The organism is Salmonella sp. WC3, assembly GCF_042932255.1.
Classification (GTDB): domain Bacteria; phylum Pseudomonadota; class Gammaproteobacteria; order Enterobacterales; family Enterobacteriaceae; genus Salmonella; species Salmonella enterica.
Window position 1 is genome coordinate 4,707,272 of sequence record NZ_CP170629.1, and the last position, 25,653, is coordinate 4,732,924.

General features: G+C 53.1%; 25 protein-coding genes. 21 read left to right on the plus strand and 4 right to left on the minus strand.

All coding sequences use genetic code 11. The annotated features are described in order from the left end of the window. Positions 1–78: 78 nt before the first annotated feature. From rsmG to glmS, 13 genes are all read left to right on the plus strand, one after another. Positions 79–702 carry a 16S rRNA (guanine(527)-N(7))-methyltransferase RsmG gene (rsmG, locus tag ACFK9X_RS22995; RefSeq protein WP_001519938.1) on the plus strand — a complete coding sequence of 208 codons (624 nt, stop codon included), beginning with the start codon at positions 79–81 and terminating at the stop codon, positions 700–702. Positions 703–1,317: 615 nt separating this feature from the next. Beyond that, complete coding sequence (gene atpI / locus ACFK9X_RS23000; RefSeq protein WP_000116685.1) at positions 1,318–1,698, plus strand: F0F1 ATP synthase subunit I; 381 nt, start codon at positions 1,318–1,320, stop codon at positions 1,696–1,698. Between the two features lie 8 nt (positions 1,699–1,706). After that, positions 1,707–2,522, plus strand: coding sequence for a F0F1 ATP synthase subunit A (atpB, locus tag ACFK9X_RS23005; RefSeq protein WP_000135632.1), 816 nt, complete (start codon positions 1,707–1,709; stop codon positions 2,520–2,522). Between the two features lie 46 nt (positions 2,523–2,568). Then, entirely contained in the window at positions 2,569–2,808 is a 240-nt protein-coding gene (atpE, locus tag ACFK9X_RS23010) for a F0F1 ATP synthase subunit C (RefSeq protein ID WP_000429386.1), read from the plus strand. Between the two features lie 59 nt (positions 2,809–2,867). Further along, positions 2,868–3,338: a F0F1 ATP synthase subunit B gene (gene atpF / locus ACFK9X_RS23015; protein ID WP_001052212.1), complete on the plus strand. Its 471-nt coding sequence runs from the start codon at positions 2,868–2,870 to the stop codon at positions 3,336–3,338. A gap of 14 nt (positions 3,339–3,352) precedes the next feature. Further along, positions 3,353–3,886: a F0F1 ATP synthase subunit delta gene (atpH, locus tag ACFK9X_RS23020; protein WP_001288957.1), complete on the plus strand. Its 534-nt coding sequence runs from the start codon at positions 3,353–3,355 to the stop codon at positions 3,884–3,886. 12 nt (positions 3,887–3,898) lie between these two features. Further along, the gene (gene atpA, locus ACFK9X_RS23025; protein WP_001176751.1) at positions 3,899–5,440 is read left to right on the plus strand and encodes a F0F1 ATP synthase subunit alpha; all 1,542 of its coding nucleotides are present in this window, start codon (positions 3,899–3,901) and stop codon (positions 5,438–5,440) included. A gap of 50 nt (positions 5,441–5,490) precedes the next feature. Continuing rightward, on the plus strand, positions 5,491–6,354 hold the full coding sequence (atpG, locus tag ACFK9X_RS23030; RefSeq protein ID WP_151117846.1) for a F0F1 ATP synthase subunit gamma: 864 nt from the start codon (positions 5,491–5,493) through the stop codon (positions 6,352–6,354). A gap of 26 nt (positions 6,355–6,380) precedes the next feature. Further along, positions 6,381–7,763 (plus strand): F0F1 ATP synthase subunit beta, encoded by a 1,383-nt coding sequence (gene atpD / locus ACFK9X_RS23035; RefSeq protein WP_151117857.1) that lies wholly within the window; start codon positions 6,381–6,383, stop codon positions 7,761–7,763. 20 nt (positions 7,764–7,783) lie between these two features. Beyond that, the gene (locus tag ACFK9X_RS23040) at positions 7,784–8,203 is read left to right on the plus strand and encodes a F0F1 ATP synthase subunit epsilon (protein WP_001251971.1); all 420 of its coding nucleotides are present in this window, start codon (positions 7,784–7,786) and stop codon (positions 8,201–8,203) included. A gap of 229 nt (positions 8,204–8,432) precedes the next feature. Then, positions 8,433–9,131, plus strand: a complete 699-nt coding sequence (locus ACFK9X_RS23045) for a Bax inhibitor-1 family protein (RefSeq protein ID WP_151117860.1) — start codon at positions 8,433–8,435, stop codon at positions 9,129–9,131. A 319-nt stretch (positions 9,132–9,450) separates the two neighbouring features. After that, positions 9,451–10,821 (plus strand): bifunctional UDP-N-acetylglucosamine diphosphorylase/glucosamine-1-phosphate N-acetyltransferase GlmU, encoded by a 1,371-nt coding sequence (gene glmU / locus ACFK9X_RS23050; protein ID WP_151117863.1) that lies wholly within the window; start codon positions 9,451–9,453, stop codon positions 10,819–10,821. A 188-nt stretch (positions 10,822–11,009) separates the two neighbouring features. Next, on the plus strand, positions 11,010–12,839 hold the full coding sequence (gene glmS, locus ACFK9X_RS23055) for a glutamine--fructose-6-phosphate transaminase (isomerizing) (RefSeq protein ID WP_000334061.1): 1,830 nt from the start codon (positions 11,010–11,012) through the stop codon (positions 12,837–12,839). 150 nt (positions 12,840–12,989) lie between these two features. Here the strand turns inward: glmS and sgrR are convergent, their stop codons facing one another. Further along, positions 12,990–14,747 carry an HTH-type transcriptional regulator SgrR gene (sgrR, locus tag ACFK9X_RS23060; RefSeq protein ID WP_151117866.1) on the minus strand — a complete coding sequence of 586 codons (1,758 nt, stop codon included), beginning with the start codon at positions 14,745–14,747 and terminating at the stop codon, positions 12,990–12,992. A gap of 94 nt (positions 14,748–14,841) precedes the next feature. Here sgrR and ACFK9X_RS23065 point away from each other — a divergent pair, with 94 nt between their 5' ends. From ACFK9X_RS23065 to phoU, 7 genes are all read left to right on the plus strand, one after another. Then, complete coding sequence (locus ACFK9X_RS23065) at positions 14,842–15,660, plus strand: shikimate 5-dehydrogenase (protein ID WP_000166716.1); 819 nt, start codon at positions 14,842–14,844, stop codon at positions 15,658–15,660. Between the two features lie 48 nt (positions 15,661–15,708). Further along, positions 15,709–17,082 (plus strand): fructose-specific PTS transporter subunit EIIC, encoded by a 1,374-nt coding sequence (locus ACFK9X_RS23070; RefSeq protein WP_151117869.1) that lies wholly within the window; start codon positions 15,709–15,711, stop codon positions 17,080–17,082. Between the two features lie 166 nt (positions 17,083–17,248). After that, positions 17,249–18,289: a phosphate ABC transporter substrate-binding protein PstS gene (gene pstS, locus ACFK9X_RS23075; protein ID WP_000867131.1), complete on the plus strand. Its 1,041-nt coding sequence runs from the start codon at positions 17,249–17,251 to the stop codon at positions 18,287–18,289. 135 nt (positions 18,290–18,424) lie between these two features. Further along, on the plus strand, positions 18,425–19,384 hold the full coding sequence (gene pstC, locus ACFK9X_RS23080) for a phosphate ABC transporter permease PstC (RefSeq protein ID WP_151117871.1): 960 nt from the start codon (positions 18,425–18,427) through the stop codon (positions 19,382–19,384). Then, positions 19,384–20,274 carry a phosphate ABC transporter permease PstA gene (pstA, locus tag ACFK9X_RS23085; protein ID WP_151117873.1) on the plus strand — a complete coding sequence of 297 codons (891 nt, stop codon included), beginning with the start codon at positions 19,384–19,386 and terminating at the stop codon, positions 20,272–20,274. Before pstC ends, pstA begins: the two co-directional genes overlap by 1 nt. 86 nt (positions 20,275–20,360) lie before the next feature. Then, complete coding sequence (gene pstB / locus ACFK9X_RS23090) at positions 20,361–21,134, plus strand: phosphate ABC transporter ATP-binding protein PstB (RefSeq protein ID WP_000063118.1); 774 nt, start codon at positions 20,361–20,363, stop codon at positions 21,132–21,134. A gap of 14 nt (positions 21,135–21,148) precedes the next feature. Then, positions 21,149–21,874 (plus strand): phosphate signaling complex protein PhoU, encoded by a 726-nt coding sequence (phoU, locus tag ACFK9X_RS23095; protein WP_000377800.1) that lies wholly within the window; start codon positions 21,149–21,151, stop codon positions 21,872–21,874. Between the two features lie 94 nt (positions 21,875–21,968). Here the strand turns inward: phoU and yieH are convergent, their stop codons facing one another. Then, on the minus strand, positions 21,969–22,634 hold the full coding sequence (gene yieH, locus ACFK9X_RS23100; protein WP_000078082.1) for a 6-phosphogluconate phosphatase: 666 nt from the start codon (positions 22,632–22,634) through the stop codon (positions 21,969–21,971). Positions 22,635–22,802: 168 nt separating this feature from the next. On the opposite strand from yieH, the gene adeP reads away from it, so the two are divergent. Continuing rightward, complete coding sequence (adeP, locus tag ACFK9X_RS23105) at positions 22,803–24,140, plus strand: adenine permease AdeP (protein ID WP_151117875.1); 1,338 nt, start codon at positions 22,803–22,805, stop codon at positions 24,138–24,140. Between the two features lie 44 nt (positions 24,141–24,184). On the opposite strand, the gene ACFK9X_RS23110 is transcribed toward adeP, so the two are convergent. Then, positions 24,185–24,769, minus strand: coding sequence for an NADPH-dependent FMN reductase (locus ACFK9X_RS23110; RefSeq protein ID WP_001576451.1), 585 nt, complete (start codon positions 24,767–24,769; stop codon positions 24,185–24,187). After that, the gene (locus ACFK9X_RS23115) at positions 24,769–25,524 is read right to left on the minus strand and encodes a 4'-phosphopantetheinyl transferase superfamily protein (protein WP_000190678.1); all 756 of its coding nucleotides are present in this window, start codon (positions 25,522–25,524) and stop codon (positions 24,769–24,771) included. The genes ACFK9X_RS23110 and ACFK9X_RS23115 overlap by 1 nt, the downstream gene beginning before the upstream one ends. Positions 25,525–25,653: the final 129 nt, after the last annotated feature.

Here is a 25,653-nt window from a genome sequence, read left to right on the forward strand (position 1 = left end):
TCGCTTGCCCGCCCTACAAATTTGTAGGCCCGATAAGCGAAAGCGCATCGGGCATTTGATTATTAACAGGTAATGACCGTGCTCAACAAACTCTCTCGTCTGCTGGCTGATGCCGGTATTTCTCTTACCGATCACCAGAAAACGCTGCTGGTCGCCTACGTTGATATGCTGCACAAATGGAACAAAGCATACAACCTGACGTCAGTGCGGGATCCCAACGAAATGTTGGTACGCCATATTCTCGACAGCATAGTCGTTGCGCCGTATCTTCAGGGACAGCGTTTTATCGACGTAGGAACAGGACCGGGGCTGCCGGGCATCCCGCTGGCTATTGTTCTCCCTGACGCGCATTTCACCTTACTCGACAGCCTGGGCAAGCGGGTACGTTTTCTGCGTCAGGTCCAGCACGAACTGAAACTGGAAAACATCACGCCGGTTCAAAGCCGCGTTGAAGCCTATCCCTCCGAACCGCCGTTTGATGGCGTTATCAGCCGCGCTTTCGCATCGTTGAATGATATGGTGAGCTGGTGTCACCATCTGCCGGGAGAGAAAGGGCGTTTTTATGCCTTAAAAGGGCAATTGCCAGGGGATGAAATTGCATCACTACCTGACAATTTTAGCGTCGAATCTGTTGAAAAATTACGCGTTCCGCAACTGGAAGGCGAGCGGCATCTGGTGATTATTAAGTCAAACAAAGTTTAATTTTTATCAAAAAAAATAGAAAAAAAACGACGCGGCTTGTGTTAAAAATCGACAGGTATAACGCATTTCAGCGTTGTTACATTTAACTCTGGATTTACGGTTTCGTTTCAACATGACAACGTCGCTTCTTTTGTTAAAACAGAGAGTAATCAACTTTGTAAATATCAGTCTGCTAAAAATCGAATCGAAAAATCACTTTTGCTTGTTAAATTTTTATTATAAATGTCAATGGGGCGTTTTTAAGGTGTAAGCTGGTATTTTTAAAACAGTACTTGGTTTTACGCTTAAATATCAAAAAGATGAAAAGGCATGAATTGACACGTAAATGAATTGCGTAAGCATGAATATGTTTAATGTGTGATCTGGTGCACGCTTTATCGCCAGTGTTTTCGCGCTATTTGCAGTTTTGTACGATCGTTCACACTTTGGCTAAAAGTTAAAAATGCGGGCCAGAGAAAAATATTTAAACATTTATTCACCTTTTGGCTACTTATTGTTTGAAATCACGGGGGCGCACCGTATAATTTGACCGCTTTTTGATGCTTGACTCTAAGTCTTAAAGAACGTTTTATACGACACGCGGCATACCTCGAAGTGAGCAGGAGTAAAAACGTGATGTCTGTGTCGCTCGTGAGTCGAAACGTTGCTCGTAAGCTTCTGTTCATTCAGTTTCTGGCGGTAATAGCAAGTGGATTGCTGTTTTGCCTCAAAGACCCCTTCTGGGGCATCTCCGCAGTATGTGGGGGATTGGCAGTGGCACTGCCTAATATGTTGTTTATGATATTTGCCTGGCGTCACCAGGCGCATACACCTGCTAAGGGCCGCGTGTCCTGGACTTTCGCCTTCGGTGAAGCCTTCAAGGTGTTAGCGATGCTGGTTTTACTGGTGGTGGCGTTGGCGGTTTTAAAGGCGGTGTTTTTGCCGCTGATCGTTACGTGGGTTTTGGTGCTGGTGGTTCAGATACTGGCGCCGGCTGTAATTAACAACAAAGGGTAAAAGGCATCATGGCTTCAGAAAATATGACGCCGCAGGAATACATAGGACACCATCTGAATAACCTTCAGTTGGACCTGCGTACTTTCTCGCTGGTGGATCCGCAGAACCCCCCAGCCACCTTCTGGACGCTCAATATTGACTCCATGTTCTTCTCGGTGGTGCTGGGTCTGTTGTTTCTGGTGATGTTCCGTAGCGTTGCTAAAAAAGCGACCAGCGGCGTGCCAGGCAAGTTTCAGACCGCGATTGAGCTGATAGTCGGCTTTGTGCATGGCAGCGTCAAAGACATGTACCATGGCAAAAGCAAGCTGATTGCGCCGCTGGCCCTGACGATTTTCGTCTGGGTATTCCTTATGAACCTGATGGACTTACTGCCTATCGACCTGCTGCCGTATATCGCTGAGCATTGGCTGGGTCTGCCGGCAACGCGCGTGGTGCCGTCTGCTGACGTGAACATCACCCTGTCGATGGCGCTGGGCGTATTCATCCTTATTCTGTTCTACAGCATCAAAATGAAAGGCATCGGCGGCTTCGCAAAAGAGTTGACGCTGCAGCCGTTCAATCACTGGGCGTTCATTCCTGTCAACTTAATCCTTGAAGGGGTAAGTCTGCTGTCCAAACCGGTTTCTCTCGGTCTGCGACTGTTCGGCAACATGTATGCCGGTGAGCTGATTTTCATTCTGATTGCTGGTCTGTTGCCGTGGTGGTCACAGTGGATTCTGAATGTGCCGTGGGCCATTTTCCACATCCTGATTATTACGCTGCAAGCCTTCATTTTCATGGTTCTGACGATTGTCTATCTGTCGATGGCGTCCGAAGAGCATTAATTTACCAACACTACTACGTTTTAACTGAAACAAACTGGAGACTGTCATGGAAAACCTGAATATGGATCTGCTGTACATGGCTGCCGCTGTGATGATGGGTCTGGCGGCAATCGGTGCTGCGATCGGTATCGGCATCCTCGGGGGTAAATTCCTGGAAGGCGCGGCGCGTCAACCTGATCTGATTCCTCTGCTGCGTACTCAGTTCTTTATCGTTATGGGTCTGGTGGATGCTATCCCGATGATCGCTGTAGGTCTGGGTCTGTACGTGATGTTCGCTGTCGCGTAGTAAGCGTTGCTTGAATTAAGAGCAATATCAGAAGGTTAACTAGATAGAGGCATTGTGCTGTGAATCTTAACGCAACAATCCTCGGCCAGGCCATCGCGTTTATTCTCTTTGTCTGGTTTTGCATGAAGTACGTATGGCCGCCGTTAATGGCAGCCATCGAGAAACGTCAGAAAGAAATTGCTGACGGTCTCGCTTCTGCTGAACGAGCACATAAGGATCTTGACCTTGCAAAGGCCAGCGCGACCGACCAGCTGAAAAAAGCGAAAGCGGAAGCTCAGGTAATCATCGAGCAGGCAAACAAACGCCGCGCTCAGATCCTGGACGAAGCCAAAACTGAAGCAGAGCAGGAACGTACTAAAATCGTGGCGCAGGCGCAGGCGGAAATTGAAGCCGAGCGTAAACGCGCCCGTGAAGAGCTGCGTAAGCAAGTTGCTATCCTGGCTGTTGCTGGCGCCGAGAAGATCATCGAACGTTCCGTGGATGAAGCTGCTAACAGCGACATCGTGGATAAACTTGTCGCTGAACTGTAAGGAGGGAGGGGCTGATGTCTGAATTTGTTACGGTAGCTCGCCCCTACGCCAAAGCAGCTTTTGACTTTGCCGTTGAACACCAAAGTGTAGAGCGCTGGCAGGATATGCTGGCGTTTGCCGCCGAGGTAACCAAGAACGAACAAATGGCAGAGCTTCTCTCTGGCGCGCTGGCGCCGGAAACGCTCGCTGAGTCGTTTATCGCAGTCTGCGGTGAGCAGTTAGACGAAAACGGTCAGAACCTGATTCGGGTGATGGCTGAAAATAATCGTCTGAACGCGCTCCCGGATGTTCTGGAGCAGTTTATTCATCTGCGTGCCGCCAGTGAAGCTACCTCCGAGGTAGAAGTTACGTCGGCAACCGCATTGAGTGAAGAGCAGCTTTCGAAAATCAGCGCCGCGATGGAAAAACGTCTGTCACGCAAAGTGAAGCTGAATTGCAAAATCGATAAGTCTGTAATGGCAGGCGTTATCATCCGGGCGGGTGATATGGTCATTGATGGCAGCGTACGCGGCCGTCTTGAGCGCCTTGCAGACGTCTTGCAGTCTTAAGGGGACTGGAGCATGCAACTGAATTCCACCGAAATCAGCGAACTGATCAAGCAGCGCATTGCTCAGTTCAATGTGGTGAGCGAAGCTCACAACGAAGGTACTATTGTTTCTGTCAGTGACGGTGTTATCCGCATTCACGGCCTGGCCGATTGTATGCAGGGTGAAATGATCTCCCTGCCGGGTAACCGTTACGCTATCGCACTGAACCTGGAGCGCGACTCCGTGGGTGCGGTAGTCATGGGTCCATACGCTGACCTTGCCGAAGGCATGAAGGTTAAATGTACGGGCCGTATCCTGGAAGTTCCGGTTGGCCGCGGCCTGCTGGGACGTGTGGTAAACACCCTGGGTGCGCCAATCGACGGTAAAGGTCCGGTTGATAATGACGGCTTCTCTGCCGTTGAAGCGATTGCGCCGGGCGTTATCGATCGTCAGTCTGTCGATCAGCCGGTGCAGACCGGCTATAAAGCCGTTGACTCCATGATCCCAATCGGTCGTGGTCAGCGTGAACTGATCATCGGTGACCGTCAGACCGGTAAAACCGCACTGGCTATCGACGCCATCATCAACCAGCGCGACTCCGGCATCAAATGTATCTATGTCGCTATCGGCCAGAAAGCGTCCACCATCTCTAACGTGGTGCGTAAACTGGAAGAACACGGCGCGCTGGCTAACACCATTGTTGTGGTGGCGACCGCGTCCGAATCCGCTGCGCTGCAATATCTGGCGCCGTATGCCGGTTGCGCAATGGGCGAATACTTCCGTGACCGCGGCGAAGATGCGCTGATCATTTACGATGACCTGTCTAAACAGGCTGTTGCTTACCGTCAGATCTCCCTGCTGCTCCGTCGTCCGCCAGGACGTGAAGCATTCCCGGGCGACGTATTCTACCTCCACTCTCGTCTGCTGGAGCGTGCTGCGCGTGTTAACGCCGACTACGTCGAAGCCTTCACTAAAGGTGAAGTGAAAGGGAAAACCGGTTCACTGACTGCGCTGCCGATTATCGAAACGCAGGCAGGTGACGTTTCCGCGTTCGTTCCGACCAACGTAATTTCCATTACCGATGGTCAGATCTTCCTGGAATCTAACCTGTTTAACGCCGGTATTCGTCCTGCGGTTAACCCGGGTATCTCGGTATCCCGTGTAGGTGGCGCAGCCCAGACCAAGATCATGAAAAAACTGTCCGGTGGTATTCGTACCGCGCTGGCGCAGTATCGTGAACTGGCGGCATTCTCTCAGTTTGCATCCGACCTTGACGATGCCACCCGTAAACAGCTTGACCACGGTCAGAAAGTGACCGAACTGCTGAAACAGAAACAGTATGCGCCGATGTCCGTCGCGCAGCAGTCTCTGGTTCTGTTCGCAGCAGAACGTGGTTATCTGGCGGATGTCGAACTGGCGAAAATCGGTAGCTTCGAAGCCGCACTGCTGGCTTACGTCGACCGTGATCACGCTCCGCTGATGCAAGAGATCAACCAGTCCGGTGGCTATAACGACGAAATCGAAGGCAAGCTGAAAGGCATCCTCGATTCCTTCAAAGCAACCCAGTCCTGGTAACGTCTGGCGGCTTGCCTTAGGGCAGGCCGTAAGGCATTGAGGAGAAGCTCATGGCCGGCGCAAAAGAGATACGTAGTAAGATCGCAAGCGTCCAGAACACGCAAAAGATCACTAAAGCGATGGAGATGGTCGCCGCTTCCAAAATGCGTAAATCGCAGGATCGCATGGCGGCCAGCCGTCCTTATGCAGAGACCATGCGCAAAGTGATTGGTCACCTTGCGAACGGTAAGCTGGAATATAAGCACCCCTACCTGGAAGAGCGCGACGTTAAACGCGTGGGCTACCTGGTAGTGTCGACCGACCGTGGTTTGTGCGGTGGCTTGAACATTAACCTGTTCAAAAAGCTGCTGGCGGATATGAAGGCATGGTCCGATAAAGGCGTTCAGTGCGAACTCGCAATGATCGGCTCTAAGGGCGTGTCATTCTTTAATTCCGTAGGCGGCAACGTTGTCGCTCAGGTGACAGGTATGGGGGATAACCCTTCTCTGTCCGAACTGATCGGTCCGGTTAAAGTGATGTTGCAGGCCTACGACGAAGGCCGTCTGGACAAGCTTTACATTGTCAGCAACAAATTTATTAACACCATGTCTCAGGTGCCGACGATCACTCAACTGCTGCCGCTGCCGGCGTCAGAAGATGATGATCTGAAGCGTAAAGCCTGGGATTACCTGTATGAACCAGACCCGAAAGCGCTGCTGGATACTCTCCTGCGTCGTTATGTGGAGTCTCAGGTTTATCAGGGCGTGGTAGAAAACCTGGCCAGCGAGCAGGCCGCACGAATGGTGGCGATGAAAGCCGCAACCGATAATGGCGGCAGCCTGATTAAAGAGCTGCAGTTGGTATACAACAAAGCTCGTCAGGCCAGCATTACTCAGGAACTCACCGAGATCGTCTCGGGGGCCGCCGCGGTTTAACCAGGTTATTTCGTAGAGGATTTAAGATGGCTACTGGAAAGATTGTCCAGGTAATCGGCGCCGTGGTCGACGTCGAGTTCCCTCAGGATGCCGTACCACGCGTGTACGATGCCCTTGAGGTGCAGAATGGTAATGAGAAGCTGGTGCTGGAAGTTCAGCAGCAGCTTGGCGGCGGTATCGTGCGTACCATCGCGATGGGGTCTTCTGACGGTCTGCGTCGCGGTCTGGATGTAAAAGATTTCGAACACCCGATCGAAGTCCCGGTAGGTAAAGCCACGCTGGGTCGTATCATGAACGTCCTGGGCGAACCGGTCGACATGAAAGGCGAGATCGGCGAAGAAGAGCGTTGGGCGATTCACCGCGCAGCACCTTCCTACGAAGAGTTATCAAACTCTCAGGAACTGCTGGAAACCGGTATCAAAGTTATCGACCTGATGTGTCCGTTCGTGAAGGGCGGTAAAGTCGGTCTGTTCGGTGGTGCGGGTGTAGGTAAAACCGTAAACATGATGGAGCTTATCCGTAACATCGCGATCGAGCACTCCGGTTACTCTGTGTTTGCGGGCGTAGGTGAACGTACTCGTGAGGGTAACGACTTCTACCACGAAATGACCGACTCCAACGTTATCGATAAAGTATCCCTGGTGTATGGCCAGATGAACGAGCCGCCGGGAAATCGTCTGCGCGTTGCATTGACCGGTCTGACCATGGCGGAGAAATTCCGTGACGAAGGTCGTGACGTACTGCTGTTCGTCGATAACATCTATCGTTACACCCTGGCCGGTACGGAAGTATCCGCACTGCTGGGCCGTATGCCTTCCGCGGTAGGTTATCAGCCGACTCTGGCGGAAGAGATGGGCGTTCTGCAGGAACGTATCACCTCCACCAAAACCGGTTCTATCACCTCCGTACAGGCGGTATACGTACCGGCGGATGACTTGACTGACCCGTCTCCAGCCACCACCTTTGCGCACTTAGATGCAACCGTGGTACTGAGCCGTCAGATCGCATCCCTGGGTATCTACCCGGCCGTTGACCCGCTGGACTCCACCAGCCGTCAGCTGGATCCGCTGGTTGTTGGTCAGGAACACTACGACACCGCGCGTGGCGTTCAGTCCATCCTGCAGCGTTATCAGGAACTGAAAGACATCATCGCCATCCTCGGTATGGATGAACTGTCTGAAGAAGATAAACTGGTGGTAGCACGCGCGCGTAAAATTCAGCGCTTCCTGTCCCAGCCGTTCTTCGTGGCGGAAGTATTTACCGGTTCTCCGGGCAAATACGTCTCCCTGAAAGACACCATCCGTGGCTTTAAAGGCATCATGGAAGGCGAATACGATCACCTGCCGGAGCAGGCGTTCTACATGGTCGGTTCCATCGACGAAGCCGTGGAAAAAGCCAAAAAACTTTAACGCCTTAATCGGAGGGTGATATGGCAATGACTTACCACCTGGATGTCGTCAGCGCGGAGCAACAAATGTTCTCCGGTCTGGTCGAGAAAATCCAGGTTACGGGTAGCGAAGGCGAACTGGGGATTTACCCGGGGCACGCGCCGCTACTCACCGCCATTAAGCCTGGTATGATTCGCATCGTTAAGCAGCACGGTCACGAAGAGTTTATCTATCTGTCCGGCGGCATTCTGGAAGTGCAGCCTGGCAGCGTGACCGTTCTGGCGGATACCGCGATTCGCGGTCAGGATCTCGACGAAGCGCGAGCCCTGGAAGCGAAGCGTAAAGCCGAAGAGCACATTAAGAGCTCGCACGGTGACGTGGATTACGCTCAGGCGTCTGCGGAACTGGCCAAAGCGATCGCTAAACTGCGCGTTATCGAGTTGACCAAAAAAGCGATGTAACACCGGCTTGAAAGCATAAAACCAGTCTGATTGCGGACTGGTTTTTTTTTATCCTCTCAATTTTTATTCGATAAACTAGCAACGACAAAAACAAGCGGCTGAAGGCGATGCGTTTTCAGCGACAGCGCTGTTTTCATTAAATCCTTCTTTCTGGCATTGGCATCTGCACATTGTGCGAAGAAGGAAGGAATGGATGCGTTTTTATTGCATAAAATGAGGGATTATTACTATGTCATTTCAGCCATCCTTTGCGGGTCCACAACCCGACTCAAGGATTGATCGTACTACCTTTATTCGTCGCGCTTATCTTCATCTCGCCGTCGCCATCGTCGGTTTTATCGTGTTGAGCGCGGCGTGGAGTTTTATAGGGGTCGGGGAGTATGCGCTTGATGTGCTGCTGGCTGGTGGAAGATATAGCTGGTTGGTTGTTCTCGGCGCTTTTATGCTGGTGGGAATGCTGGCGACCCGTCTGGCGGATAATGCGGGGACTAATCAAACGCAACTTATCGGGCTGGGGATTTATGTGTTGGCAGAATCCCTGATTTTTGCCCCCCTGTTAACGGTGGCGGCGTATATTAACCCGTCGAGCATTGGCGCGGCGGCAATAACGACTCTGTTGCTGGTTGGCGGTCTGACGTTTACCGCTTTTTCCATAAAAAAAGACTTTTCTTTTCTGTGCTCGTTTCTGACTATGGCTGGGTTCATTGCTTTTGGCGCGATTATTGCCAGCGTCATCTGCGGCTTCTCGCTGGGCGTCTGGTTTTCTGCGCTAATGGTACTGCTGTGCGCCGGGTTTATACTTTACGATACTTCTAACATTATTCACCATTACCCTACCGATCGCCCAGCTGGCGCGGCATTACATCTGTTTGCTTCTATCGCGACCATGTTCTGGTATATTTTGCGGATTTTTATGTCGCGTAATTAAGTAAAAAATATGCGCAACGGAAAACCAGCGGCCTCTGTCGCTGGTTTTTGCTTTTCTGACTCCCCTGCGCTTTATTACGTTATCTTCTTTATTTATGGAGTAAAAAAACAGCAAAAACATCGGACTACGTTGCCAATACGCGGGTGTTTTTACTTTTCAGGAGACAAGAGGCGCGGTAATGAACGAAAATGATTCATTAGCAGGCGGGGATTTTATCCCGGTGAGCGTTTTATCCTTCTTCCATTTTACGATGAAAAAAATGTAGTATTTTCAACGTGAAACAGTATAAATTCGTTCTCAAATTACAGTCAGGACGCGTATGTTAAATAGTGCTATGAGCGTAGTGATCCTTGCCGCAGGTAAAGGCACACGCATGTATTCCGATATTCCTAAAGTGCTGCACACGCTGGCGGGTAAACCCATGGTGCAGCATGTCATTGATGCAGCTACTAAATTAGGGGCCGCACAGGTTCATCTGGTCTATGGCCACGGTGGCGAGTTGTTAAAACAGACCCTGAAAGATGACAAGCTGAACTGGGTGCTTCAGGCGGAACAGTTGGGAACAGGTCACGCAATGCAGCAGGCCGCGCCCTTTTTTAGCGACGATGAAGATATTTTAATGCTTTACGGCGACGTGCCGCTGATTTCGGTTGAAACCTTACAGCGCCTGCGCGATGCCAAACCGCAGGGTGGTATTGGGTTATTAACCGTGAAGCTGGACGATCCGAGCGGCTATGGCCGTATTACGCGTGAAAACGGTAAAGTGACCGGCATCGTTGAACATAAAGACGCCACTGATGAACAGCGTCAGATCCAGGAAATTAACACTGGTATTCTGATCGCCAACGGCGCGGACCTGAAACGCTGGTTGTCTAAGCTGACTAACAATAATGCGCAGGGTGAATATTACATCACAGATATCATCGCGCTGGCTTATCAGGAAGGACGGGAGATCGCCGCGGTGCATCCGGCTCGCATCAGCGAAACGGACGGCGTGAATAACCGTCTACAGCTTTCTCGTCTGGAGCGTATTTACCAGGCCGAACAGGCGGAGAAACTGCTGTTATCCGGTGTTATGTTGCGCGATCCGGCACGTTTTGATCTTCGCGGCACCCTTCATTGTGGAATGGATGTGGAAATTGACGCTAACGTTATCATCGAAGGTTATGTAACGCTCGGTCACCGCGTGAAGATCGGCGCGGGCTGCATTATTAAAAACAGCGTTATTGGCGATGACTGCGAAATTAGCCCATACAGCGTGGTGGAAGATGCGCATCTGGAAGCGGCCTGCACCATTGGTCCGTTTGCTCGCCTGCGTCCCGGCGCGGAGCTGTTAGCGGGCGCTCACGTCGGCAATTTCGTTGAAATGAAAAAAGCGCGTCTCGGTAAAGGTTCTAAAGCCGGCCATCTGACCTACCTGGGCGATGCGGAAATTGGCGACAACGTGAATATCGGCGCGGGGACCATCACCTGTAACTATGATGGCGCGAACAAATTCAAAACGGTTATTGGCGACGATGTGTTTGTCGGCTCCGATACCCAACTGGTGGCGCCGGTTACTGTTGGTAAAGGGGCCACCATCGCCGCAGGGACTACCGTCACCCGTAATGTAGCCGACAATGTACTGGTATTAAGCCGCGTGCCGCAGGTGCATAAGCAAGGCTGGCAGCGTCCGGTGAAGAAAAAGTGATTTTGTAGGTCGGATAAGCGTCAGCGCCATCCGGCAGACCGGAGATGAGAGGATAAAATAATCCTCCGCTCCATGAGCAGTACTTATAAAAATAACCCCACTCTCTACAAGGCTCGGGGCGCCCGCAACGACGGGCATACAGGTCAGCGACAACGCATGGCGTAATGCCATAATCAGGAAATAAAACTATGTGTGGAATTGTTGGCGCTATCGCGCAGCGTGATGTAGCTGAAATCCTTCTCGAAGGTTTACGTCGTCTGGAATACCGCGGATATGACTCTGCCGGTCTGGCCGTGGTGGATGCAGAAGGTCATATGACCCGCCTGCGTCGCCTCGGTAAAGTCCAGATGCTGGCTCAGGCAGCGGAAGAACATCCTCTGCATGGCGGCACTGGTATTGCTCACACTCGCTGGGCGACGCACGGTGAACCTTCAGAAGCTAACGCGCATCCGCATGTTTCTGAACACATTGTGGTGGTGCATAACGGCATCATCGAAAACCATGAACCGCTGCGTGAAGCGTTAAAAGCGCGTGGCTATACCTTCGTTTCTGAAACCGACACCGAAGTGATTGCACACCTGGTAAACTGGGAACTGAAACAGGGCGGTACTCTGCGTGAGGCTGTTCTGCGTGCTATCCCGCAACTGCGTGGTGCGTACGGTACAGTGATCATGGATACCCGTCACCCGGATACCCTACTGGCGGCACGTTCTGGTAGCCCGCTGGTGATTGGCCTGGGTATGGGCGAAAACTTTATCGCTTCTGACCAGCTGGCGCTGTTGCCAGTGACTCGTCGCTTTATCTTCCTTGAAGAGGGCGATATCGCTGAAATCACTCGCCGTTCGGTAAATATCTTCGATAACACCGGCGCGGAAGTAAAACGTCAGGATATCGAATCCAATCTGCAATATGACGCGGGCGATAAAGGTATTTACCGCCACTACATGCAGAAAGAGATCTACGAACAGCCGAACGCGATTAAAAACACCCTTACCGGGCGCATCAGCCACGGTCAGGTGGATTTAAGCGAGCTGGGGCCGAACGCCGACGAACTGCTGTCGAAGGTTGAGCATATTCAGATCCTCGCCTGCGGTACGTCTTACAACTCCGGTATGGTTTCCCGTTACTGGTTTGAATCGCTGGCAGGTATTCCGTGCGACGTTGAAATCGCCTCTGAATTCCGTTATCGCAAATCTGCCGTGCGCCGTAACAGCCTGATGATCACGCTCTCCCAGTCTGGCGAAACCGCAGATACCCTGGCTGGCCTGCGTCTGTCGAAAGAGCTGGGATATTTGGGTTCTCTGGCCATTTGTAACGTGCCGGGCTCTTCGCTGGTGCGTGAATCCGATCTGGCGCTGATGACCAACGCGGGTACGGAAATTGGCGTAGCATCTACCAAAGCCTTCACCACCCAGTTAACCGTGCTGTTGATGCTGGTGGCGAAACTGGCGCGTCTGAAAGGTCTGGATGCGTCCATTGAGCATGATATCGTGCATGGCCTACAGGCGCTGCCGAGCCGTATTGAACAGATGCTGTCGCAGGACAAACGTATTGAGCTGCTTGCAGAAGATTTCTCCGACAAGCATCACGCGCTGTTCCTGGGGCGTGGCGATCAATATCCGATTGCGCTCGAAGGCGCGCTGAAGCTGAAAGAGATCTCTTACATTCACGCGGAAGCCTATGCTGCAGGCGAGCTGAAACACGGTCCGCTGGCGCTGATTGACGCCGACATGCCGGTGATTGTGGTGGCACCGAACAACGAACTGCTGGAGAAACTGAAATCCAACATCGAAGAAGTTCGCGCGCGTGGCGGTCAGTTGTACGTCTTCGCCGATCAGGATGCGGGTTTTGTGAGCAGCGACAACATGCACATCATTGAGATGCCGCATGTGGAAGAAGTGATCGCGCCTATCTTCTACACCGTTCCGCTGCAACTGCTGGCGTATCACGTGGCGCTGATTAAAGGCACCGACGTTGACCAGCCGCGTAACCTGGCGAAATCGGTTACCGTAGAGTAAGTACAAATGTAGTACCAGGCAGAAGGCTGTCGATAGACGGCCTTTTTTTGTGCGCTGTGACAGGCGCTGTTCTTTCTCTATGGTGGCTGAAGAGCGACTAAGAGGTGCTACGCCTGCCTGCGCTACGGGCACCCGGTCACATTCTCTTCTTTAAGGCCCTGGCTCAATCCAGGTGGATCGGAAGTCAAACCACCCCAGGTTATTCAGGTGGATCCCCCTGGCCCGGTCGGGGCTTTTGAGTCGCATCCAGTGGTGAAAAAGCGGTTGTAGCCAGCCTGAACGGGTGGTTTCCCTGACCAGTTGTTCCGCGCTGATGGTTTCGGCATGCCACTGGGTTTCCCATTGGGCCAGCAGCGCATCATCCCCACCGCTGATGGCGTGGCGCAGTAAAGGGGAGCCCAGTAGCCATGTACCGACGTTCCACTCTTCGGGAATGGGGAAATTGACCGTCCCCAGCCAGAGATCCACATTGGCTTTGCCATTCGCCCAGTCATCATAATTCAGCTCAACGCCCTCAAGTAAAATGCCCTGCTGGCGCATGATCTCTTGCATGATATCCAGGAGCATTGGAAATTCAGGGTGCTGATCGTGATAGGCCAGACGCAGTTTTGCGTAGGGCGACGACGAGATAAAAGATGAACAGGCCGGGCCCGCCTCAATAGTATGAAACCAGGAGGACAGCAGGCTGCCGCCCGGTACCCAGAAGGGGCGAATTGCCTTACTCAGATGCTGGAGTATGGCGTAAGGGCTGAGTGTTTCCCGCAGCCAGCGGCGATGTTCGGCGGTATGCCAGTGCGGGGAGCGGCTGTCGCATAATAAAAAATATCCTCCACGCTCGAGAAACATCTCGCGCAGGTTGTCAGAAGGTTTGCCTGATACCTGGCTAAGCCGTCCGGAAACGTAATCCTCATCGCTCAGGCTGGAGCTGAGCCAGGCTGCCGTGTCGTTATCCGACAGCGATTCCGCCAGGTTGTCTGTCTCCGTTAAATTCGGCCAGATAAAGACCTCCACTTCATCCAGCAGCCCGCGCAGACCGAAATAGTGGTCAAAGGCCTTCATTTGCAGATGAAAGCCATTGTTTTCCACCACCTCATAAGGGCCAGTCCCCACAGGATGTGCCGGGAAATCAGCGCGTTGTGTATGGTCAGGCGGTAGGATCATGGCATCAATGTGGCTGAGCAGCAGCGGCAGTCGGTTATCCGGGTGCGCCAGCGTAATTTCAAGGCTCAGCGGCCCGGTGGCCTGAATGGTCTGCAAGTGCGAGAACAACGGCAGCTTAGCGCTGCGGGTCAGTGAAGCGATAACCGCGTCGATCGTCAGCTCCTGACCATCATGCCAGAGGACGGCGGGGCGCAGATAAAAACGCCAGCGCAGTGGATCAATCTGCCGCCAGTGGTGGGCAAGATCGGCTTCGACTTCACCTTTTTCCTCATTTATGCGCGTCAGGCCGCTAAAAATCTGCCTGACCAGATGCTGCTCAGAGCGACGCAACGGTATGCCGGGGCACAGCGACGGCATTGTCCGATAATAGGGGATGCACAGCCGCTGATAGTCTGCCCGCACGCTATAGCCCAGCTTTGAACGCAGCAGTTGCGCCACCTGGTGCTTATTTTTACCCAGCAGCTGAATGGCCTGATCAATATGACCAGACTCCAGTAACTGCTCCGCCTTTTCGCTTAACAGCTGTTCTGGTTTATAGCGCAGGTGAAGCCGGGCGCGATGCCCACGTCCGGCCTGTGATTGCCAGATGAGCCACTTTGCCTCCTGCATCTGAAGCAACAGATTACGCATATGCCGTCGGGTGCAGAACAACACATCCGCCAGCTCCTGTAATGTCACGCTAACAGGCTTGTCGCCATAGTGCTGGAGTAGCTTTAAGTATTTTTGTTCAGTGTGCCGGGTTGTCATAAAAGGTGAAATTTCCCGAACGGGAATGAGCAATTTTTAATATCCCCTTTTTAGCCGATGATTTTCTCTATCGCAACTTCTATGAGGATTCATCATGACAAAGCGCATTAATAAAGACACTCAGGTCTGCATGTCCCTGGCGGCACGCCCAAGTAACTTCGGTACACGCTTTCACAACTATCTGTACGAAGCGCTGGATCTCAATTATCTCTACAAAGCTTTCTCGCCGACCGATCTTACGCAGGCCATTAGCGGCGTGCGCGGTCTGGGGATCCGTGGGTGCGCGATCTCTATGCCGTTTAAAGAAGCCTGCATTCCGCTGGTGGATGAACTGGATGCTTCTGCTCAGGCCATTCACTCAGTTAATACCATTGTGAATACCAATGGCCATCTGAAGGCGTACAACACCGATTACATTGCAATAGCTCGCTTGCTGGCGAGTTACAAGGTCTCTCCCGACCTGGTGTTTGCTTTGCGTGGCAGCGGTGGTATGGCAAAGGCGGTGGCCTGCGCGCTGAAGGATGCGGGGTTTACCCGTGGTTATATTGTCGCGATTGATGAAGCGTCAGGTAAACAACTGGCCGAACTCTATGGCTATGAATGGCGCCCGGATACCGACGGTATTGAAGCCGATTTGTTAATTAACGCCACGCCTATCGGAATGGCTGGCGGTAATGATGCCGACAAACTCTCTTATTCCGAACAGGAAGTGGATAAGGCGAGCGTTATCTTTGATGTGGTGGCGCTACCGCCCGTCACGCCGCTGATCCGCTACGCCCGTGAACGCGGTAAAACCGTGATTACCGGTTCCGAAGTGTTTGCTATTCAGGCCGTGGAACAATTTGTCCTTTATACCGGGATTCGCCCGGACGACGCGCTGTTCCAGAAAGCCGCGGCCTGGTCACGCCTGTAACATTTTTTCCCGCTTTTTCTTTAAATTAAAAGAACAGGGTACCCTACTATGACTAAAAAAATTGTTGCTGTGACGGCCTGTCCGACGGGCGTCGCCCATACCTTTATGGCGGCAGAAGCGTTGGAAATTGAAGCCCGCAAGCGTGGTGACTGGATCAAGGTTGAAACCCGCGGTTCCGTCGGGGCGAAGAACACGCTGACCGCGGAAGAGATAGCGCAAGCGGATGTGGTGATTATCGCGGCGGATATTGAGCTGGATCTGTCAGGCTTTGTTGGCAAAAGACTCTATCGCACCAGTACCGGCGCGGCGCTAAAAAAGAGTGCGCAGGAAATGGATAATGCTTTCAATAGCGCCGAGGTCTATCAGGGGAGTGCCGGGCGATCTTCTTCAGATGGTAAAACAGAGCTACCTGGCGTTTATAAGCATTTAATGACCGGCGTATCCCATATGCTTCCTTTGGTGGTGGCGGGAGGGTTGTGTATCGCACTCTCTTTTGTCTTCGGTATCCAGGCCTTCAACGAGCCGGGCACGCTGGCGGCTGCGTTATTTCAAATTGGTGGTAAGGCGGCCTTTGCGCTGATGGTGCCGGTACTGGCTGGGTTTATTGCCTTCTCAATTGCCGATCGTCCGGGTCTGGCCCCGGGGCTTATTGGCGGGATGTTGGCCAGCCTGTGCGGCGCCGGTTTCTTGGGTGGGATTGTGGCCGGTTTTCTGGCCGGTTACAGCGTACGGTTTCTGGCGCAAAATATTAAGCTGCCAGCGTCAATGGAAGCGCTTAAGCCTGTGCTGGTTCTGCCGCTACTGTCTACGCTGGTTACCGGCCTTATCATGATTTACGTGGTGGGTGGCCCCGTTTCTGCGGTGATGGAAGGGCTGACGACGTTCCTGGGGAATATGACCTCTACGAATGCTATCTTGCTGGGAATGTTGCTGGGCGCAATGCAAGGTTTTGACCTTGGTGGGCCGGTGAATAAAGCTGCGTATACCTTCGGCGTCGGTTTACTGGCTTCTCATTCTTATATGCCAATGGCGGCCATTATGGCGGCAGGGATGGTACCGGCATTAGGAATGGGCGTCGCAACCTGGGCGGCCAGAGCGAAATTCACTGCCTCTGAGCATGAAGCGGGTAACGCATCCTTTATCCTGGGGCTGTGCTTTATCTCTGAAGGGGCGATTCCCTTCGCTGCGCGTGACCCGATGCGCGTCATCCCTTCCACGATGGTCGGTGGCGCAATCGCCGGGGGACTGTCCATGTATTTCGGTTGTACACTGATGGCACCACACGGCGGTCTCTTTGTCCTGGCGATCCCGCATGCGGTAGAACATGTGATGCAGTACCTGCTCTCGATTGCCCTGGGCACGATTGTCTGCGGCCTGATGTACGCGCTGTTGAAACCGTCTGCGGTTGCGCAAACAGTCTAATTCATCTCCCCCTGCAGGCTGGTCTGGTGTCTCCCCGGGCCAGCTTTTTTTATTTCCATTGTCATCAAACCGTCATAATCAAGACATATAACTGTCATCAATTTGTCCTATTTTGCTCATCGTAGCAACTCAAACAACGATTTACCGAAACCGTGCAGGAGACATTATGAAAGTTATGCGTACCACTGTCGCAACTGTTGTCGCCGCGACCTTATCGATGAGCGCGTTCTCTGCCTTTGCAGCAGCAAGCCTGACAGGTGCCGGTGCAACGTTTCCTGCGCCGGTGTATGCCAAATGGGCGGATACCTACCAGAAAGAAACCGGTAACAAAGTCAATTACCAGGGGATAGGCTCTTCCGGCGGCGTGAAACAAATTACCGCGAATACCGTTGATTTTGGCGCTTCCGATGCGCCGCTGTCTGACGAAAAACTGAATCAGGAAGGCCTGTTTCAGTTCCCGACAGTGATCGGCGGCGTGGTGCTGGCGGTGAATATTCCAGGCCTCAAATCCGGCGAACTGGTGCTGGATGGTAAAACGCTGGGTGACATCTACCTCGGTAAAATCAAGAAGTGGGATGATGAAGCCATCACCAAACTGAACCCAGGCGTGAAGCTGCCCTCACAGAATATCGCTGTGGTGCGTCGCGCTGACGGTTCCGGTACCTCCTTCGTGTTCACCAGTTACCTGGCGAAAGTCAACGACGAGTGGAAATCGAAAGTGGGCGCGGGTTCTACCGTGAACTGGCCAACCGGTCTGGGCGGTAAAGGTAACGACGGCATCGCGGCATTTGTACAGCGTCTGCCAGGCGCTATCGGCTACGTTGAATACGCTTACGCTAAGCAGAACAACCTGGCCTACACCAAACTGGTTTCTGCCGACGGCAAACCGGTAAGCCCGACGGAAGAGAGCTTCTCTAATGCGGCGAAAGGCGCAGACTGGAGCAAAACCTTCGCGCAGGATCTGACCAACCAGAAAGGTGACGATGTGTGGCCAATCACCTCCACCACGTTTATCCTGGTCCACAAAGCGCAGAAGAAACCTGAGCAGGGTGCTGAAGTGTTGAAGTTCTTCGACTGGGCCTACAAAAATGGCGCTAAGCAGGCGAATGATCTGGACTACGCCAGCCTGCCGGATAACGTTGTTGAGCAGGTTCGTACCGCCTGGAAGACCAGTATAAAAGACAGCAACGGTAAAGCGCTGTATTAATTAACGAATTGGCGGATGGCGCTACGCTTATCCGCCCTACGGTTTCGACCGCAGGCCCACGTTGTAGGCCGGATAAGCGTAGCGCCATCCGGCAGGGGCAACGTCGTAAAACGCGTTTAATGGAAAGAGTAATTTATGGCTGCAACCAAGCCTGCTTTTAACCCGCCGGGTAAAAAAGGCGACATGATTTTCAGCGCGCTGGTAAAACTGGCTGCGCTGATTGTGCTATTGATGTTGGGCGGTATTATCGTCTCATTGATCATCTCCTCCTGGCCAAGTATTCAGAAATTTGGTTTCTCATTTCTTTGGACTAAGGAATGGGACGCGCCAAACGATATCTACGGCGCTCTGGTGCCCATTTATGGCACGCTGGTGACCTCCTTTATCGCACTGCTGATCGCCGTTCCGGTCAGTTTCGGCATTGCCCTGTTTTTAACCGAGCTGGCGCCAGGCTGGCTAAAGCGTCCGCTCGGCATCGCCATTGAACTGCTGGCGGCGATCCCCAGTATCGTGTACGGCATGTGGGGGCTGTTTATCTTCGCGCCGCTGTTTGCGACGTACTTCCAGGAGCCGGTCGGCAATATTCTTTCCAACATTCCGTTTGTCGGCGCGCTGTTCTCCGGCCCGGCCTTTGGTATCGGCATTCTGGCGGCGGGCGTCATCCTCGCCATCATGATCATCCCCTACATTGCGGCGGTTATGCGCGACTTCTTCGAGCAAACACCGGTAATGATGAAAGAGTCCGCTTACGGTATCGGCTGTACTACCTGGGAAGTTATCTGGCGCATCGTGCTACCGTTCACCAAAAATGGCGTGATCGGCGGCATTATGCTGGGGCTGGGCCGTGCTCTGGGTGAAACGATGGCGGTCACTTTTATCATCGGCAACACTTACCAGCTCGACAGCGCGTCGCTGTATATGCCGGGCAACAGCATCACTTCCGCGCTGGCGAACGAATTCGCTGAGGCGGAATCGGGCCTGCACGTGGCAGCGTTGATGGAGCTGGGGCTGATCCTGTTTGTGATCACCTTTATCGTCCTGGCGGCGTCTAAGTTCATGATTATGCGTCTGGCGAAGAACGAGGGAGCACGTTAATGGCTACGCTTGATATGCAGAACACCGCGCAGCTCGCGGAATCCCGTCGCAAGATGCAGGCGCGTCGCCGCATGAAGAACCGTATCGCACTAACGCTCTCAATGGCGACGATGGCATTTGGCCTGTTCTGGCTGATCTGGATTTTGATGTCCACCATCACGCGCGGCATTGATGGTATGTCGCTGGCGCTGTTTACCGAAATGACGCCGCCGCCGAACACGGCGGGCGGCGGGCTGGCGAACGCCCTGGCGGGGAGTGGATTGTTGATTCTCTGGGCTACCGTATTGGGTACGCCGCTGGGGATTATGGCGGGTATTTACCTGGCCGAGTATGGCCGTAAATCCTGGCTCGCCGAAGTCATTCGCTTTATTAACGACATTCTGCTTTCCGCGCCGTCAATTGTTGTGGGGCTGTTTGTTTACACCATCGTGGTGGCGCAGATGCAGCACTTCTCCGGTTGGGCTGGGGTGATTGCACTGGCGCTGTTGCAGGTACCGATCGTTATCCGTACCACTGAAAACATGCTCAAGCTGGTACCGGATAGCCTGCGTGAAGCCGCTTATGCGCTGGGTACGCCGAAGTGGAAGATGATCTCCGCGATTACGCTGAAAGCCTCTATCTTCGGCATTATGACCGGTATTCTGCTGGCAATTGCCCGTATTGCCGGGGAAACGGCGCCATTGTTGTTTACCGCGCTCTCGAACCAGTTCTGGAGCACCGACATGATGCAGCCGATCGCCAACCTGCCGGTGACCATTTTTAAATTCGCGATGAGTCCGTTTGCCGAATGGCAACAATTAGCCTGGGCGGGCGTGCTGATTATTACCCTGTGCGTACTGCTGCTGAATATTCTGGCGCGTGTTGTTTTCGCGAAGAAAAAACACGGTTAAAGACATTGTAGGCCTGATAAGCGTAGCGCCATCAGGCATTATTTTACGGCGTGGCGGATGCGGCGCTGGATGAGGAAAAGAGTGAAATGAGTATGGTTGAAACTGCCCCGAGTAAGATTCAGGTTCGTGATTTGAACTTCTACTACGGCAAATTCCATGCCCTGAAGAACATTAATCTGGATATCGCGAAGAATCAGGTAACGGCATTTATCGGGCCATCCGGCTGCGGTAAATCAACGCTACTGCGTACCTTCAATAAAATGTACTCGCTTTATCCGGAGCAGCGCGCGGAAGGTGAAATTCTGCTGGATGGCGACAATATTCTCACCAACACCCAGGATATCGCGCTGCTGCGCGCAAAAGTGGGGATGGTATTCCAGAAGCCGACGCCGTTCCCGATGTCCATCTATGACAATATCGCCTTTGGCGTGCGTCTGTTTGAGAAGCTGTCTCGTGCCGATATGGACGAGCGCGTGCAGTGGGCGTTGACCAAAGCCGCATTATGGAACGAAACCAAAGATAAATTGCACCAGAGCGGGTACTCTCTCTCCGGTGGTCAGCAGCAGCGCCTGTGCATTGCGCGCGGTATCGCCATTCGCCCGGAAGTGCTGCTGTTGGATGAGCCATGCTCAGCTCTGGACCCGATCTCTACCGGGCGTATTGAAGAGCTGATCACCGAGCTGAAACAGGATTACACCGTGGTGATCGTGACCCACAACATGCAGCAGGCGGCACGTTGCTCCGATCATACGGCGTTTATGTACCTGGGCGAGTTGATTGAGTTCAGCAACACGGACGATCTGTTCACCAAGCCCGCGAAGAAACAAACAGAAGACTATATCACCGGTCGTTACGGTTAATTCAGGAGTGCGTAATGGACAGTCTGAACCTTAATAAACATATTTCCGGCCAGTTCAACGCCGAACTGGAAAGCATCCGCACTCAGGTAATGACCATGGGCGGCATGGTGGAGCAGCAGCTTTCTGACGCTATCACCGCCATGCACAACCAGGACAGCGAGCTGGCGAAGCGCGTGGTAGAAGGCGATCATCAGGTTAATATGATGGAAGTCGCCATCGATGAAGCCTGCGTGCGTATTATCGCCAAGCGCCAGCCGACGGCGAGCGATCTGCGTCTGGTAATGGCGATTATCAAAACCATCGCCGAACTGGAGCGCATTGGCGACGTGGCGGATAAAATCTGCCGTACCGCGCTGGAGAAATTCTCCCAGCAGCACCAGCCGCTGCTGGTCAGCCTGGAGTCGCTGGGCCGCCACACCGTGCAGATGCTGCACGACGTGCTGGATGCGTTCGCGCGCATGGATCTCGATGAAGCGGTGCGTATCTATCGTGAAGATAAGAAAGTTGACCAGGAATATGAAGGCATCGTGCGTCAGCTGATGACCTACATGATGGAAGACTCGCGCACCATTCCCAGCGTGTTGACCGCGTTATTCTGCGCGCGCTCTATCGAGCGTATCGGCGACCGCTGCCAGAATATCTGTGAATACATCTTCTACTTCGTGAAAGGGCAAGATTTCCGTCACGTGGGCGGCGATGAGCTGGATAAGCTGCTGGCGGGGAAAGACCCAAAAGAGTAAATCTCATTCTTTTGCCCGGTGGCGCTGCGCTTACCGGGCCTACAGGTACAGATGCTGTAGGCCAGATAAGCGTCAGCGCCATCCGGCATTTCAGTTAACGCGTAATCTCCCACCCGCGCGCTTTCCACAATCCCGGCAACTGCGCCAAATCGGTAAAAGTCGTCACGTTAGGGTGATCGATCGGCTTGTTATGCGGATCGGCGCAGAAATAAAACACTTCCATTCCCGCCGCAATTCCTGACTGCGCGCCTGCGCTGGAATCATCCACCAGAATACACTTCTCAACATTGACCTTCATGGCGTTCGCCGCGTGGAGCATCAGCGCCGGATCGGGCTTCCAGCGTTGAATATCGTAACCGCTAAACAGCAAATCGGGAAAATAATGCAACATGCCCAGTTTACCCAGCGAATGCTGCATCTTACTGACCGGTCCGTTGGATACCACGCACATGGGCGTCTTAATGCTCTCCAGCAGGGTATTTGCGCCCGCGATCGCTTCCAGTTCGGTATCGAACAGGCGCGCCACTTCCGCGCGGTACACCGGCTCCAGCTCCGCCTTTGCCAGCGCAACGCCATGCTCTTTACTGATGGTATCGATAATTTCGTAGAGCTTTACGCCTTTAAAGCGTCTGAATACTTCCGTGAGCTCAAGCGTAATGCCGAACTGCCGGAACATAGTGACATAGGCGCGCGAGCAAATTACTTCACTGTCGACCAGCGTGCCGTCACAGTCAAAAAACACCGCTTCGATTTGGGACATGTCATTTCCATTTTAACAAGTTTAACGTTTACGTAATGCTGAATGAGGGGACGCAATCGTTGCCGTACTAACAAATTGAGTGAAAAAAATTACCACACAACTGCGCCAGATGTCGCATTTTGGTATAGGATAACGGCGAATTTTCCCTCCTTTCTCCGGAAATTGATAATGAGTCAACAACACACCACCCAGGCTTCTGGTCAGGGTATGCTGGAACGCGTGTTTAAACTGCGCGAACATGGCACGACGGCACGAACCGAAGTGATCGCAGGTTTTACCACTTTCCTGACGATGGTTTATATCGTTTTTGTTAACCCGCAAATTCTGGGCGTAGCTGGCATGGACACCAGCGCCGTCTTTGTGACCACCTGTCTGATTGCGGCCTTTGGCAGTATTCTGATGGGCCTGTTCGCTAACTTGCCGGTGGCGCTGGCGCCCGCGATGGGGCTGAATGCGTTCTTTGCCTTCGTGGTTGTGCAGGCAATGGGACTGCCGTGGCAGGTAGGCATGGGCGCCATTTTCTGGGGCGCTGTTGGTCTTTTATTGCTGACTATCTTCCGCGTGCGTTACTGGATGATCGCCAACATTCCGGTCAGCCTGCGCGTGGGCATCACCAGCGGCATCGGCCTGTTTATCGGCATGATGGGGCTGAAAAACGCCGGCGTGATCGTCGCTAACCCGGAAACGCTGGTCAGCATCGGCAACCTGACCTCGCACAGCGTGCTGCTGGGGGTTCTCGGATTCTTTAGTATTGCGATTCTCGCTTCGCGCAACATTCATGCGGCGGTGCTGGTGTCTATCATCGTCACGACGCTGCTTGGCTGGATGATGGGTGATGTACACTACAACGGCATTGTCTCCGCGCCACCAAGCGTCACCAGCGTGGTAGGGCATGTCGATTTGGCAGGCTCGTTCAATCTTGGCCTGGCGGGGGTTATTTTCTCCTTCATGCTGGTAAACCTGTTTGACTCCTCCGGTACGCTGATTGGCGTGACTGATAAAGCCGGCCTGGCGGATGAGAAAGGCAAATTCCCGCGCATGAAGCAGGCGCTGTTTGTTGATAGTATCTCTTCTGTCACTGGCGCATTTGTCGGAACGTCTTCTGTGACCGCTTATATTGAGTCCTCTTCCGGCGTTTCGGTGGGCGGTCGCACCGGTTTAACGGCGGTGGTGGTCGGTATTTTGTTCCTGCTGGTTATCTTCCTGTCGCCGCTGGCGGGCATGGTGCCGCCTTACGCGGCGGCGGGCGCGCTGATTTACGTCGGCGTGCTGATGACCTCCAGCCTGGCGCGGGTAAACTGGCAGGATTTAACCGAATCGGTCCCGGCGTTTATTACGGCGGTAATGATGCCGTTTAGCTTCTCGATCACCGAAGGTATCGCGCTGGGCTTTATCTCTTACTGCGTGATGAAAATTGGTACCGGTCGCCTGCGCGACCTTAGCCCGTGCGTAGTGATTGTCGCGCTGTTATTCGTGCTGAAGATTGTGTTTATTGACGCACACTGATGAAATGAACCCTCGCCCCATCGGGGGGAGGGTTTTTAACGAACTTACGCTTTAACGCGCTGAATATACTCGCCAAATGCGGTCAACTGACCAGTCAAATGATCTAACGTTCCCTGATCCACCACTTCTCCAGTCTGCGGATCGACTTTATTCTGAATCACGCCGCCCATAAACTCCGGTTTATTCATCACCATCGCATCAAGGAACACCAGAATCTGACGCAGATGATACTGGCAGCGCGCGCCGCCAATCGCCCCCATTGAGCTGGTCTGGATAAGAACGGGCTTACCCGCCAGCGGCTGCTCAGGCAGACGGGATAGCCAGTCGATGGCATTTTTCAGGCCGCCGGGAACGGAATAGTTATATTCCGGCGTCACAATGACGACGCCGTCGGCGTTGCGAATCTGCTCCGCCAGCGCCTCTACGCTGGCTGGAAATCCCTCGTCCTGCTGGATATCGGCGTCATACAGCGGAATATCCCCGATCGAAGGCAGCGGCGATACCGTCATTCCTGCCGGCGCGACTTTAGGCAGCGTACGCGCCACCATCCCGTTAAAGGAACCTTTGCGTAAACTTCCCAGCAGTGTAACCACATTCAGCGTTTCAGACATACGTGCCCCTTTTTTCATTATGAACGATTAAGCGTATACGATTTGGCGGCGGGGAGTTGGGCGAATCGCATCAGACGACCGGTTGGCTCATTGGCGCGCGTCTGGATATCGGGCAGGCTTTTCCAGCCCAGTTTGCCATCGAACTCCCACACTTTTAATTTTTCTATCGCTGGCGTAACGGTTACGGACCATACCAGTACATCTTCCGCATCGCATACGGCTTCAAGCTGCGTGACATGCGCGCACTTCAGGCGTCCGGCAACGGGTAAAAGTTGCAGCTCCCGCGGATCGTCATTCATGACATCGCCGGTGAGTTTTAACACGCTCTGGCGCAATGTAATGAGTTGCGCTCGCGCTTCGTTGGGATCGTTTTGATTGGCTACCCATAAGTTTTCATTACGGGAGAAAGGGTGGCGTTCGAGCGAATGCGGATGGTGAAAGCCGCGGGAGGTGCGCTGTAATTCCATATCCAGCCCGCACTCTCCTTCGGTGGTCAACGCCACGCCAACCATATTTCCGGCGTAGGAGATAGAAAAGCCTGGCAGATTTTTGTCACGAAACGCGGGTTTACCTTTCGCCTGAATAATGATTTCCGGCAGCTCGCTAATTCCGTACAGCATAAACATCAGTTCGGCAAGAAGGCCTCTGGAGGCAAGAAAACGCGTTCGTCGGTGAGCAGGCAGGTTTCTGGCTTCAATATGGCAAGACGAAGAGAGACGAATTGAAACCAACTGTCCCTCCGTAAGTATCCCTCTGGCAAAGTGAGTCGCCATTTTTCGCTCCGTGATTAATGGGCCGTGATAATGACGAGAGTAACATTAACGTAAATTATGGACAGGTTTTACGCGCTAAAAATTCAATTTCAGAAGGTTCTTTAATCAGACGGTGACATTTCTGGTAAG

Bases quoted from the DNA above. Each gene is read 5' to 3' on its own strand.
- atpI (WP_000116685.1), top strand. From the start codon at position 1,318: ATGTCTGTGTCGCTCGTGAGTCGAAACGTTGCTCGTAAGCTTCTGTTC.
- atpB (WP_000135632.1), top strand. From the start codon at position 1,707: ATGGCTTCAGAAAATATGACGCCGCAGGAATACATAGGACACCATCTG.
- atpE (WP_000429386.1), top strand. From the start codon at position 2,569: ATGGAAAACCTGAATATGGATCTGCTGTACATGGCTGCCGCTGTGATG.
- atpH (WP_001288957.1), top strand. From the start codon at position 3,353: ATGTCTGAATTTGTTACGGTAGCTCGCCCCTACGCCAAAGCAGCTTTT.
- atpA (WP_001176751.1), top strand. From the start codon at position 3,899: ATGCAACTGAATTCCACCGAAATCAGCGAACTGATCAAGCAGCGCATT.
- atpG (WP_151117846.1), top strand. From the start codon at position 5,491: ATGGCCGGCGCAAAAGAGATACGTAGTAAGATCGCAAGCGTCCAGAAC.
- atpD (WP_151117857.1), top strand. From the start codon at position 6,381: ATGGCTACTGGAAAGATTGTCCAGGTAATCGGCGCCGTGGTCGACGTC.
- ACFK9X_RS23040 (WP_001251971.1), top strand. From the start codon at position 7,784: ATGGCAATGACTTACCACCTGGATGTCGTCAGCGCGGAGCAACAAATG.
- ACFK9X_RS23045 (WP_151117860.1), top strand. From the start codon at position 8,433: ATGTCATTTCAGCCATCCTTTGCGGGTCCACAACCCGACTCAAGGATT.
- glmU (WP_151117863.1), top strand. From the start codon at position 9,451: ATGTTAAATAGTGCTATGAGCGTAGTGATCCTTGCCGCAGGTAAAGGC.
- glmS (WP_000334061.1), top strand. From the start codon at position 11,010: ATGTGTGGAATTGTTGGCGCTATCGCGCAGCGTGATGTAGCTGAAATC.
- sgrR (WP_151117866.1), bottom strand. From the start codon at position 14,747: ATGACAACCCGGCACACTGAACAAAAATACTTAAAGCTACTCCAGCAC.
- ACFK9X_RS23065 (WP_000166716.1), top strand. From the start codon at position 14,842: ATGACAAAGCGCATTAATAAAGACACTCAGGTCTGCATGTCCCTGGCG.
- ACFK9X_RS23070 (WP_151117869.1), top strand. From the start codon at position 15,709: ATGACTAAAAAAATTGTTGCTGTGACGGCCTGTCCGACGGGCGTCGCC.
- pstS (WP_000867131.1), top strand. From the start codon at position 17,249: ATGAAAGTTATGCGTACCACTGTCGCAACTGTTGTCGCCGCGACCTTA.
- pstC (WP_151117871.1), top strand. From the start codon at position 18,425: ATGGCTGCAACCAAGCCTGCTTTTAACCCGCCGGGTAAAAAAGGCGAC.
- pstA (WP_151117873.1), top strand. From the start codon at position 19,384: ATGGCTACGCTTGATATGCAGAACACCGCGCAGCTCGCGGAATCCCGT.
- pstB (WP_000063118.1), top strand. From the start codon at position 20,361: ATGAGTATGGTTGAAACTGCCCCGAGTAAGATTCAGGTTCGTGATTTG.
- phoU (WP_000377800.1), top strand. From the start codon at position 21,149: ATGGACAGTCTGAACCTTAATAAACATATTTCCGGCCAGTTCAACGCC.
- yieH (WP_000078082.1), bottom strand. From the start codon at position 22,634: ATGTCCCAAATCGAAGCGGTGTTTTTTGACTGTGACGGCACGCTGGTC.
- adeP (WP_151117875.1), top strand. From the start codon at position 22,803: ATGAGTCAACAACACACCACCCAGGCTTCTGGTCAGGGTATGCTGGAA.
- ACFK9X_RS23110 (WP_001576451.1), bottom strand. From the start codon at position 24,769: ATGAAAAAAGGGGCACGTATGTCTGAAACGCTGAATGTGGTTACACTG.
- ACFK9X_RS23115 (WP_000190678.1), bottom strand. From the start codon at position 25,524: ATGGCGACTCACTTTGCCAGAGGGATACTTACGGAGGGACAGTTGGTT.